General features: G+C 60.9%; 12 protein-coding genes. 9 read left to right on the top strand and 3 right to left on the bottom strand.

The genetic code is table 11. From position 1 onward, the window contains the following. Positions 1-176 precede the first annotated feature (176 nt). From ACQ4OB_RS07640 to ACQ4OB_RS07615, 6 genes are all read left to right on the top strand, one after another. A complete protein-coding gene (locus tag ACQ4OB_RS07640; RefSeq protein ID WP_074876054.1) occupies positions 177-980 on the top strand; it encodes a CbbQ/NirQ/NorQ/GpvN family protein in 804 nt (267 codons plus the stop codon). Then, on the top strand, positions 964-1,551 hold the full coding sequence (locus ACQ4OB_RS07635; protein ID WP_430955404.1) for a cytochrome c oxidase subunit 3 family protein: 588 nt from the start codon (positions 964-966) through the stop codon (positions 1,549-1,551). Before ACQ4OB_RS07640 ends, ACQ4OB_RS07635 begins: the two co-directional genes overlap by 17 nt. A gap of 10 nt (positions 1,552-1,561) precedes the next feature. Further along, complete coding sequence (locus ACQ4OB_RS07630; RefSeq protein WP_074876058.1) at positions 1,562-1,819, top strand: cytochrome C oxidase subunit IV family protein; 258 nt, start codon at positions 1,562-1,564, stop codon at positions 1,817-1,819. Positions 1,820-2,082: 263 nt separating this feature from the next. Beyond that, complete coding sequence (locus ACQ4OB_RS07625) at positions 2,083-2,523, top strand: c-type cytochrome (protein ID WP_008156283.1); 441 nt, start codon at positions 2,083-2,085, stop codon at positions 2,521-2,523. 3 nt (positions 2,524-2,526) lie between these two features. Then, positions 2,527-3,957, top strand: coding sequence for a cbb3-type cytochrome c oxidase subunit I (locus ACQ4OB_RS07620; RefSeq protein WP_008156281.1), 1,431 nt, complete (start codon positions 2,527-2,529; stop codon positions 3,955-3,957). 76 nt (positions 3,958-4,033) lie between these two features. Further along, entirely contained in the window at positions 4,034-5,875 is a 1,842-nt protein-coding gene (locus ACQ4OB_RS07615) for a nitric oxide reductase activation protein NorD (RefSeq protein WP_430955403.1), read from the top strand. An 81-nt stretch (positions 5,876-5,956) separates the two neighbouring features. Here ACQ4OB_RS07615 and ACQ4OB_RS07610 read toward each other — a convergent pair whose 3' ends face one another. Next, a complete protein-coding gene (locus tag ACQ4OB_RS07610) occupies positions 5,957-6,154 on the bottom strand; it encodes a protein DnrP (protein WP_430955402.1) in 198 nt (65 codons plus the stop codon). Continuing rightward, a complete protein-coding gene (locus tag ACQ4OB_RS07605; RefSeq protein ID WP_076031340.1) occupies positions 6,151-6,834 on the bottom strand; it encodes a Crp/Fnr family transcriptional regulator in 684 nt (227 codons plus the stop codon). Before ACQ4OB_RS07605 ends, ACQ4OB_RS07610 begins: the two co-directional genes overlap by 4 nt. Positions 6,835-7,444: 610 nt before the next feature. On the opposite strand from ACQ4OB_RS07605, the gene ACQ4OB_RS07600 reads away from it, so the two are divergent. Beyond that, positions 7,445-8,635 carry an NnrS family protein gene (locus ACQ4OB_RS07600; RefSeq protein WP_430955401.1) on the top strand — a complete coding sequence of 397 codons (1,191 nt, stop codon included), beginning with the start codon at positions 7,445-7,447 and terminating at the stop codon, positions 8,633-8,635. 25 nt (positions 8,636-8,660) lie between these two features. Further along, the gene (locus tag ACQ4OB_RS07595) at positions 8,661-9,101 is read left to right on the top strand and encodes a CopD family copper resistance protein (RefSeq protein WP_074876066.1); all 441 of its coding nucleotides are present in this window, start codon (positions 8,661-8,663) and stop codon (positions 9,099-9,101) included. A gap of 121 nt (positions 9,102-9,222) precedes the next feature. Here ACQ4OB_RS07595 and ytfE read toward each other — a convergent pair whose 3' ends face one another. Next, on the bottom strand, positions 9,223-9,897 hold the full coding sequence (ytfE, locus tag ACQ4OB_RS07590; RefSeq protein WP_430955400.1) for an iron-sulfur cluster repair protein YtfE: 675 nt from the start codon (positions 9,895-9,897) through the stop codon (positions 9,223-9,225). A gap of 156 nt (positions 9,898-10,053) precedes the next feature. On the opposite strand from ytfE, the gene norR reads away from it, so the two are divergent. Further along, positions 10,054-11,583, top strand: coding sequence for a nitric oxide reductase transcriptional regulator NorR (gene norR, locus ACQ4OB_RS07585; protein WP_074876070.1), 1,530 nt, complete (start codon positions 10,054-10,056; stop codon positions 11,581-11,583). Positions 11,584-11,585 lie beyond the last annotated feature (2 nt).

The following is an 11,585-nucleotide window of genomic DNA, read 5'->3' as shown; positions in this document are numbered from 1 at the left end:
TTTGCGATGTGCTGAAACGGCAGCGCAGAACGCAGGTTCTTAGTGCCGTGCAAGGCTATGCCCGAGCAGGCCAATGTCCGCTTGACGACGATCAAGTTTGCCGGCCATCTCACTTGCCAGGTTGTCGCAGGGGCCCGTAGCGTGTTCCTTGAATCCGCTTTTGGAACAGACAGCCCATGGACCGTACCCCGTCTTGCGAACACCCGACCGAACCCTTCTACCAACCACTGAATAATGAGGAGGCGCTGTTCGAACAAGCCTGGCGACACGGCATGCCGGTGCTGATCAAAGGCCCGACGGGCTGCGGCAAGACCCGTTTCGTCCAGCACATGGCCCACCGGCTGAAACTGCCGCTGTACACCGTGGCTTGCCACGATGATCTGAGCGCGGCCGACCTGATCGGCCGTCACCTGATCGGCGCCCAGGGCACCTGGTGGCAGGACGGACCGCTGACCCGGGCGGTGCGTGAAGGCGGCATCTGTTACCTCGACGAAGTGGTCGAGGCGCGCCAGGACACCGTGGTCGTACTGCATCCACTGGCTGATGATCGTCGCGAGTTGTTCCTGGAACGCACCGGCGAAGTGCTGAAGGCGCCGCCGTCGTTCATGCTCGTGGTGTCTTACAACCCCGGCTACCAGAACTTGCTCAAAGGCATGAAGCCCAGCACTCGCCAACGCTTCGTGGCGATGCGCTTCGGCTATCCGCCAGTGGCCGATGAGGAACGCATCGTGGCTCGGGAAGCACAGGTGGACAGCGCGCTGGCGGCGCAAGTGGTGCGGCTGGGGCAGGCACTGCGCCGGCTCGATCAGCATGATCTGGAGGAGGTCGCCTCAACGCGGCTGTTGATTTTTACCGCGCGCATGATCGGCTCCGGCATGAGCCCGCGCGAGGCCTGCATGGCTTGTCTGGCCGAGCCGCTGAGCGATGATCCGCTGACCGTTGCCGCGCTGATGGACGTGGTTGATGTCCACTTCGGTTGAGTCCGCGGGCGTCTCGCGTCGCCACTTGCCGGGCGATCTGGCGATGTGGTTTTTCATTCTGGCCGAGCTGTCGGTGTTCGCCATCCTGATCCTGACGTTCGCCGCGACCCAGGCGCTCAAGCCGCAGATGTTCAGTGAAAGCCGCCTGTTGCTGAACACCTCAACCGGCTTGGCGATGACCCTGAGCCTGCTCACCGCGGGCCTGTTCGCTGCACTGGCGCAGGAGCAGGTCAGGCGCTCGCGGCCTCGTCATGGCGCGGTTTTCCTGCTGATGGCGTTGCTCGTTGCCAGTGTCTACGTGGGGTTGAAACTCACCGAATATCGGCACTTGCTCGCCTCGGGGCTGGGCATGGAGCACAACACCTTTTTCACGCTCTACTGGATCCTCACCGGGTTTCATTTTCTCCACGTAGTACTCGGCATGGTCATTCTCGGATGGCTGGCCGAGCGCTGTCGCCGTGGCCTGTACGACGCCAACAACCGTAGCGGGTTTGAATCCGGCGTGTTGTATTGGCACATGGTCGATCTGATCTGGGTGGTGCTGTTTCCGCTGGTCTACGTGTTGAGTTGACGAGGTTCTCATGTCTGTTTCCAGGGTTTTGCTCGTCTGTTGGGCGGCGCTCGCGACGTTAAGCGTATGCACCGTAGTGCTGGCCCAGGCCGGGGCGACGTGGTTGCTGTCGATTGCGATTTTGCTGGTGGCGGTCGGCAAGGCGTGGCTGATCACCGACGGCTTCATGGAGATGCGCCACGCGCCGCGACTGTGGCGGCGCTTGATGTTGAGCTGGGCGCTGGTGTTGGCAACGGTGGTAGGCCTGACGCTTATCTTGTTCCGTTAAACGATCCCTGTAGCAGCTGGCGAAGCCTGCGTTCGGCTGCGCAGCAGTCGTAAATCCTGCCACCTCGGTCAATCTGATACACCGCAGTGCCTGATTTTACGACTGCTGCGCAGCCGAACGCAGGCTTCGCCAGCTGCTACAAGGACCGAGTTTGGCTCAGGTGTAATACCCGACCGAAACCATCTGCCTTTCTTGATCGCCATCAAGCAGGTTTCAACCCTTCGCTTCCTATGATGGACGGGCCTAGCAAAGAGGAAGCGACCATGTCAGACACCTTCACCAAAGGCATGGCCAGGAACATCTACTTCGGGGGAAGCATCTTCTTCTTCCTGATATTCCTGGCTTTGACCTATCACACGGAACAGACCTTTCCAGAGCGCAGTAATGAGGCGTTGTTAACCGAATCAGTCGAGCGCGGCAAATTGGTCTGGGAGCAAAACAATTGCATCGGCTGCCACACGCTGTTGGGCGAGGGCGCCTATTTCGCGCCTGAGCTGGGCAACGTGTTCCAGCGGCGCGGCGGGGAGGCGGGCTTCAAACCCTTCCTGCATGCCTGGATGAAGATGCAGCCACTGGGCGTACCGGGCCGACGCGCGATGCCGCAGTTCAAGTTGAGTGACCAGGAGGTGGATGACATCGCCGAGTTCCTCAAATGGAGCTCGAAAATCAACACCAATGGCTGGCCGCCAAACAAGGAGGGCTAAGACATGAGCATTGCTAATCCGCATCTGAAATTCGCCTCGCAAGCCGTGGCCAAACCGTACTTCGTGTTTGCCCTGATGCTGTTCCTCGGTCAGATACTGTTCGGTTTGATCATGGGCCTGCAATACGTGATCGGCGACTTTCTGTTCCCGATCATCCCCTTCAACGTGGCGCGGATGGTGCACACCAACCTGCTGATCGTCTGGATATTGTTCGGCTTCATGGGGGCGGCCTACTACCTGATTCCGGAAGAGGCCGACCGCGAACTGCACAGTCCGAAGCTGGCGATCATCCTGTTCTGGGTATTCGCCGCCGCAGGTGTGCTGACGATCCTCGGTTACCTGCTGGTGCCTTATGCCGGCCTGGCCAAATTGACCCACAACGAACTGCTGCCGACCATGGGGCGAGAGTTCCTGGAACAGCCGACCATTTCCAAAATGGGCATCGTGGTGGTCTGCCTGGGCTTTCTCTACAACATCGGCATGACCTTGCTCAAAGGGCGCAAGACCACCGTCAGCATGGTCATGATGACCGGGCTGATCGGTCTCGCGGTGTTCTTCCTGTTCTCCTTCTACAACCCCGGCAACCTCGCCCGTGACAAGTTCTACTGGTGGTGGGTGGTGCATCTTTGGGTAGAAGGCGTGTGGGAACTGATCATGGGTTCGATGCTCGCTTTCGTCCTGATCAAGATCACCGGCGTGGACCGGGAGGTCGTGGAGAAATGGCTCTACGTGATCATCGCCATGGCGCTGATAACGGGGATCATCGGTACCGGTCACCACTTCTTCTGGATCGGTGCGCCTGAGGTCTGGTTGTGGGTGGGGTCGATCTTCTCGGCACTCGAGCCGCTACCATTCCTGGCGATGGTGATATTCGCCTTCAGCATGGTCAAGAACCGTCGTCGGGACCACCCGAATCGCGCCGCCACGCTGTGGGCCAAGGGCACCACGGTCACCGCGTTCTTCGGCGCTGGCGTCTGGGGTTTCCTGCACACCCTGGCACCGGTCAACTACTACACCCATGGTTCGCAGTTGACGGCGGCTCACGGTCACCTGGCCTTCTACGGTGCTTACGCGATGATCGTGATGACCTTGATCAGCTACGCCATGCCGAAACTGCGCGGGCTCGGTGAGGCAGCGGACGAGCGTTCGCAGCAACTCGAGATCTGGGGTTTCTGGTTGATGACCCTATCGATGGTGATGATCACGCTGTTGCTCACCGCAGCCGGTGTCGTGCAGATCTATCTGCAACGCTGGCCGGTAGATGGCGTCGCGTTACCGTTCATGGCCACTGTCGATCATCTGCAAGTGCTGTTCTGGGCTCGTCTGGGCGCCGGTCTCGGTTTCTTCGCAGGGCTGATCTGCTATCTGTTCAGCTTCAAGCGTCGGGTGCCAGTGGGGATCACTGCCACTGCCGCCTCCGCTGTTCGTTCGTGAGCCAATAACACCCTGAAGGAGGACGGCCCGGCTGGTACAGCGGGCCGTTTCACATTGGTTTCAGAGGAAAAAAACCATGGCCTTTACCGTCGAACTGGAAGAGTGGGTCGGCAGTGTCTGGCATCGCTTTATCACCCGTCGCGCCAGCCCGGACTTTCCCGAGGCCCGGGTCGAACTGATCCACCAGCAGCGGCCGCTGGCGTTGTTGTTTCGCGCCATGGGTGGGGCCAGTGGCGTCGGCGTGGAAGCCGCCAGCGAACGTGATCTGCTGTTGCGGCGCAACGTGCTGCAGCAGATCGCCGGCACCTGCAAGCAAGTGCCCCTGGCGTGGTGCGACGAGGCCAATCTGCGTCTGCCGTCGAGCCTGGCAGTGTTTCCTGAAGTCGCACTGAACGAGGAGCTCTATCGCTGGCTCGCGTTGCTGGCGGCCCAGGCCGGGCAGATGCGTCATTGGGGGCGGGACAATCAACGCTGGACGCAACAGCTGTTGCGGCGCTATCCCGCGTTGCGTGCCCGCTACGAACGCTTGGTCGATGCTCATCTGCAATTGCGCCCGGATCCAGCAACATTGAGCCCCGGCGAAGCGGCGCTGGAACGGGCGTTATGCCAGGCGCTACGCGAACCGGGCAGCGTCGAACATTTTCCCCGCAGCGAACGGGCCGCATGGCCGCTGCCGCTGTGGCTGTACCCGCCACAAAACCTCGACAGCCCGCAGGCCGCCGACCTCGGTGACGAGTCGGAAGAATCGCTGACCACCCCGTCTGGTGAGCAGAAAGGCGCAAGCAAACGCGCCAAGCGGATCGATGAAGGCAGCCGCGACGGCGGGTTGTTGATCGTGCGCCTGGAGAATCTGTTCAGCTGGACCGAACACGTTGACCTGGATCGCTGGACAGACGACAGCGAAAACCCGGACGCCGCCAGAGTTGCCGAAGACCTCGACGAGTTGAGCCTGTCGCGCACCCGTCTGCGCAAGGGCGGCGGCCTCAAGCTGCACCTGGATTTGCCGCCGGCCGATGTCGACGATATTCCCCTGGGCGAGGGCATCAAGTTGCCGGAGTGGGACTACCGCAAACAGCAGATGCAGGACGCCTTCGTCAATCTGCAAATGATGGTGCCCCGGGACTGTGAGGCGCAGCCACTGCCGCCACGGCTGAAGGCCCCGGCACACCGTTTGCGCCGCCAGTTCGAGCACCTGCGCAATGACCGCCAATGGTTACGCCAGCAACCTCAAGGGTCTGAGTTGGACATGCAGGCCTGGCTGGATTTTCACGTTGAACGCGAGCATGGCCAGTGTGCGGAGCGAGGTCTGTTCATGGAACAACGGCAGACACGCCGCGACCTGGCGTGCCTGTTGCTGGCTGATGTGTCGATGTCCACCGACGCGCACTTGAACGATGAGCATCGGGTGATCGATGTGATCCGCGACAGTTTGCTGCTGTTCGGCGAAACCCTGTCGGTGCTGGGTGATGATTTCGCCCTGTACGGGTTTTCCTCGCTGCGCCGTCATCAAGTGCGCATGCAGGAACTCAAGTCCTTCACCCAACGTTATGACGACAATACCCGTGGTCGTATTCAAGGGCTCAAACCGGGGTATTACACCCGCATGGGCGCCGCCATCCGCCAGGCCACCCAACTGCTGGGCAAGAGCAAGCGCCGTAGCAAGCTGTTGCTGCTGCTCACGGATGGCAAACCGAATGATCTGGATTTGTATGAGGGTCGCTACGGCGTTGAAGACACCCGCGAAGCGGTGCTGCAAGCGCGGCGCCAGGGGTTGACGCCGTTCTGTATCACGATTGATCGCGAGGCCGGTGATTACCTGCCGTACATGTTCGGCGCCAATGGCTACACCTTGATCCGCCAGCCCGAGCAATTGCCCCTGCGCTTGCCGCAGTTGTATCGGCAGCTGACCCAGCCGTGATCGACACGGTCCCTAGTCACCTACGCCCTTGTAGCAGCAGCCTCGCAGGCTCGGCAGCTGCTACAGGGAAATGTGTGGGGATCAGATGCTGCGTGGCAGCCAGAAAAACATGACCACGCAGAAGATCGTCAGGCCGATGCAGAACCACGTGAACCGGCGCAGCCGGCGTTCCCCTGCCTGTGCCGCCAATGCCGGCAGAGGCATGCCGCATTGGCTGCACTCGGTTTCTTGCGCGGGGTTGGTGTGCTGGCAATACAAACAGACGGGCATGGCACTCACTCGAACTGTTCCAGGCGCAGACGATCGAGAATGGCGATCTGGCGGCCGTCCTGGGTGATGATGTTTTCATCGATCAGGCGACGGATGATCCGCGAAAAGGTTTCCGGCTGGATCGACAGATGCCCGGCAATCAGTTGCTTGGCCATCGGCAGTTCGAATTGGCTGTCGACGGTTTGCTGGCGCACCAGTTGCGTCAGCAGATAACGCACGACCCGGTGGGTGGCGTTTTTCAGGGACAGGGTTTCGATTTCGTTGACCCGTTGATGCAGGCGAACGCAGAGCTTGCCGAGCAGCGCAAAGGTCAGCCGGCTGTTGCTCTGCAGCAGGCGCATGTAGGTGCTGTTGGATAACCGATAGAGCTGAGTCGGGCAGATCGCTTCGGCCGAGGCCACATAGTTCGGGGTGTCCATCAGCATCATCGCCTCGGCGAAGGTTTGCCGATCGCCGATCACCTCAAACACTTTCTCCTGCCCATCCGGTGTCAGGCGGTAGATTTTCACCGCGCCGGCAATCACGAAATAGAACGAGTCGGCCGGCTCGCCCTGGCGGAACAACGGTTCGCCCTTGTCGATGCTGAGCAGGTGGCTGGTACTCATCAGTTCATCCAGCTGTTCTTCGTTCAACGGCTCGAACAAGTGGTGACTGCGCAGAATCTGGTGATGGACGCGATGAAGCACCATAAGAATTCATCCTGAAGGTTGAGGAGGGGGGGCGATCAAGTCAAACGAGGCCCAGCGAGACGCCGCTGGCCAACGCCAGCACCGAGGTCAACACCACGAACCAGGCCAGTGGCTGGATGACTTTTTTCATGACGACTCCTGGGGATTCGAGAGGGATCAAGGTTTTTTGATTGCTGAAAGCCTGAGCAAGACGCGGGCCATGCCTGGAGACCCCTTGTTTATTAGGGTTGTCAGAAAGGAGGGTAAAAACGACCACGAGGTTAATGGTTTAAATAACCCTTAAATGGTCATTTTTACCCTGATCCGATCACCCCTGTGTCGAGGGGGCTTGTCGGACCGCCGCACCGCCCCGTTCGGCTGCGTAGCAGTCGTAATACCGGCTGAAGCGTTCTATCTGACGCACCGCGGATACCGGTTTTGGGAGTGCTTCGCACTCCAATGGGGGCAAGCCCCCTCGCCACAGTGGTTGAGTTGGAATCCGGGGCACGCCCTTTGCACACTTGATCTGTGACAAAGGCAATTGATCGCTAATACCCGATCATTGCTCCCGGACTTACCTCGACGTGTGCGGGTTGGCGTCAGGTCAGCAGCAAGGTAAAGGAGTGGCTTTATGCAAGTGCTCGACCGCCGTAAAGCGATGGCCATCGCGCCGCTGTTACGTTTGGCCTTTCGGCCATTTTTCCTCGCCGGCTGCCTGCTGGCAGTGCTGGCCATTCCACTCTGGCTGGCCGCCTTCAGCGGTTCGATTGCCGACTGGCAGCCGGCGGGTGGCTGGCTGGGCTGGCATCGACACGAACTGCTGTTCGGCTTCGGCTTGGCAATCATCGCGGGCTTTCTGCTGACAGCGGTGCAGACCTGGACCGGTCGTCCCGGCCTCAGTGGGCGACCCCTGGCCGCGCTGGCATTACTGTGGTTGTTGGCGCGCGTGGCCTGGCTGGTCAATGCGCCATGGCCGGTGCTCGCGGTGCTGGAGTTGGCGTTTCCGCTGGTGGTGGCGGCGCTCATGGGCTTCACCTTGTGGAAGGTGCGGCAGAAACGTAACTACCCGATTGCGGTGGTGCTGTTGTTGTTAGCGGCGGCCGACGGGTTGTCCCTTTACGGCCTGGTCGAAGGTCATGAAGCCTGGCAGCGTCAAGGCGTGCTGACCGGCCTCTGGCTGGTGGCGGCGATGATGGGCTTGATCGGCGGGCGCGTCATTCCGTTCTTTATCCAGCGCGGTCTCGGCAAGGTCGATGGCGTGACCCCTTGGCCGTGGCTGGATTGGCTGCTGCTGATTGGCTCACCGCTGGTGGCGTTGTTATATGCCGCCGGACTCGCGCTTGACCCCAATCTCTGGGTCGGCCTGTTGTTCGCCGCATTGGCCGCTGGGCATCTGGTGCGCCTGGTTCGCTGGCATGATCGGGCCCTCTGGCACGTGCCGCTGCTGTGGTCGTTGTACCTGGCTTATGCCTGGTTGGCAGCGGCCTGTCTTGGAATGGCGCTGTGGCATTTCGGTGTGCCGATCAATCCGAGTCTGGCGGTGCATTGCCTGACCATCGGCGCCATGGGCGGCCTGGTGCTGGCGATGATCGCGCGGGTCAGCCTGGGCCACACCGGTCGTGCGCTGGAGCCGCCGTCGGGCATGACCCTGGCGTTCATTCTGCTCAATCTGGCCTGTCTGAGCCGGGTGGTGTTGATCCTGTTCTTTCCTCTGCCTGCGTTGTGGCTGGCCGGTCTGTGTTGGGCGCTGGCGTTTGCGCTGTACGCCTGGCGCTACGGGCCGATGCTGCTGCGGGCCCGTGTCGACGGTCATCCGGGCTAAGCACGTGAATTGATGGAGGTTGCCCGTGTTATATCCCTTTTTACTGGTCACCCACTTGCTCGCGGCGATTGCCTTCATCGGCACGCTGTTTTTTGAAGTGGTGATCTGGCACCGCGCTCGCCAGCAGTTGGCGGATACCGCGCTAACCACGGCGGATCAAGCGATTGCAGTGCGTTCGCGCAAGGTGCTGCATGGCGTGGTGTTGCTGTTGTATGGCGCCGGCATCAGCCTGGCGTGGCAACACCGCGGCGTATTGAGTCAGCCGCTGGCGAGCAGTTTTGGCACGTTGCTGAGTCTGAAAATCATCCTGGCCCTGAGCATCATCGGCCATTACTTCCTGCTGGCGTACTGGCTGAAAAGCGCACGACTGACCACGACCCGCGCCAGCTGGATTCGCCGCAGCATTCTCGGGCACATGGTGTTGATCGTGATCCTGGCCAAGGCGATGTTCTATTGGCACGGGTGATCGCGCTGGAGAACCCGTAATTCCGAGGTGACGCTATTCGCGAGCAGGCTCGCTCCCACATTGGAATTCCATCCCCGGTGGGAGCGAGCCTGCTCGCGAAAGCGGTGTCACTGGTTGGCGATCAATGACGGGGTTTGAGGGCATTAACAAACAGCACGTTGTTCTCCAGATGGATGTGTTGCATCAGGTCATCCCGAAACTCCAGCAGCCCACGATACAGGGCGCGCCAGGTGTTACAGGCATCGGCCGGCGGGGTGATGTTGTTGGTCAGCGCGAGCAGCTTTTCGAGGGCTTCGCCATGTTGATCATGTTCAAAACGCAGCACCTGGATCGGTGGTGCTGCTTGAGGGCCGATGCCCTGTTGCAGCATCGGGAACAGCACTTGTTCTTCCTTGAGCATGTGGCCTTCGAGTTCTTGTTGCATGTCGCTCAGCAGATCGGCCAGGCCATTGGGGCAGCTGCTGCGCGCACCATGGACCTGCTCGACACGACGGGCCAGGCGGATCAGTTCCGGCAGTTGCTCGCGATGGCGGGCGTGGTAGCGCGCCAGGAGGTGGGCGATCAACAGCTCTGACGGTTCGCTGCGCCAGTCGTGTTGGGTTTCGCCGGTGTCTTGCAGCCGGTGCAGAGCATCGGCGATCAGCACCGGGTCGAGGTCTTTGCCCGCGGCCGCTTCACGCAGGCTTTTATGCCCGCCGCAGCAGAAGTCCAGTTTGAAGGTGTGGAAAATCCGCGTGGCGCCGGGAATGTCGCAAGCCAGTTGGCCGAGGCTTTGTTCCAGTAGGGTCAGGCTCATCAGGGGGTTCCTTGTTTGGATTTCAACGGTTCCCCAGGCTCATTGCACCCGGCATGCCATCTTTAACGTATTGAAAAATAGAGATTTATTTTTAGTTGTGGTGATAGACACCCGGACGCTTTAGGGTGAATCCAACCATAGAGGGTAATAACTACCATGCTGCGAGAAAGCCTGGCGGCCGACCTGATTGTCGAGTTGCCCAATGCTGTGCGGTTGCAACGACTGGTCCAGACCCTGCGCGAGTACTTCAACAGTGGCGCCGTGGGATTGCTGCGTCTGGACGACGACAGCCTCAGGCCGGTGGCGACGGTGGGGCTGGTGCATGAAGCGTTGGGCCGTCGGTTCGTCATCGCCCAGCATCCGCGGCTGGCGGCGATCATGGCGTCGCGCGAACCCACCTGGTTCGAGCCCGACAGCCGTCTGCCGGACCCCTATGACGGCTTGCTCGATCATCACGCCGGCGAACCGATGCCCGTGCACGATTGCATGGGCGTGAGCCTGTACGTGGAGGGGCGGATCTGGGGCGCGATCACCCTCGATGCGCTGCACGCCGGGACCTTCGACAGCCGTGCGCGGGAAGAACTCAAGCGCTGCACCTTGCAGATCGAAGCCGCCGTGCGAGTCACCCGGCTCGAGCAGGAAAACCGCAGCCTGCGCTTGTCCCGCAGCGATATTCAAGACGTGCGGCGGCCGGCGGATGAAGGCGAAATCCTCGGGCAAAGTGAAGTGCTGCATCAGTTGCTCAATGAACTGGACGTGCTGGCCGACTCCGAATTGCCGGTGTTGCTGCTGGGCGAGACCGGCGTCGGCAAAGAGCTGTTCGCAAGGCGCTTGCATCGTCTGTCGCGTCGCAGTCACAAGCCGCTGGTACAGGTCAACTGCGCGGCGTTGCCGGAGTCTCTGGCAGAGAGTGAATTGTTCGGCCATGTCAAAGGCGCGTTTTCCGGTGCCACCAGTGACCGTGCCGGACGTTTCGATGCGGCCAACGGTGGCACGCTGTTTCTCGATGAAGTCGGCGAATTGCCATTGGCCGTGCAAGCGAAGCTGCTGCGCACCCTGCAGAACGGCGAGATCCAGCGCCTCGGCGCCGACAAGCCGTTGCATGTCGATGTGCGCATCATCGCCGCGACCAACCGGCACCTGCCGGACAGCATCCGCGACGGCTTGTTTCGGGCCGATCTGTATCACCGGCTCTCGGTGTACCCGGTGCCGATTCCACCGCTGCGCGAGCGCGGTAACGATGTATTGATGCTGGCCGGGCATTTCCTTGAACTCAATCGGGCGCGGCTCGGTTTGCGCGGTTTGCGTCTGTCGCCGGCGGCCGAGCGAGCGCTGCTGACGTACACCTGGCCGGGCAACGTGCGTGAGCTGGAGCATGTGATCAGCCGGGCCGCGTTGAAGCAGCTCAGTCGCGGCACCAGTCGCACGTTGATCATGACCCTGGAGCCCGAGATTCTGGACCTCGACAGTGCCGTGGGCGGGCAGGGTGCGGTCGTCGAAAATCCACTGGACGTCACGGCTGATGAGCCGTTCCAGCCCCTGGGTGAAGCGGTCGACGATTACCAGCGCAAGAAAATCCTCCAGGCCTTGAGCCTGTCCGGGGAAAACTGGGCCAGCGCCGCGCGGATTCTGGAAGTCGATCCCAGCAACCTGCACAAACTGGCTCGGCGTCTGCGTCTCAAATAAGG

This window comes from Pseudomonas sp. ES4 (assembly GCF_050586665.1).
GTDB lineage: Bacteria > Pseudomonadota > Gammaproteobacteria > Pseudomonadales > Pseudomonadaceae > Aquipseudomonas > Aquipseudomonas frederiksbergensis.
This window is presented reverse-complemented; position numbering and strand designations above follow the sequence as displayed.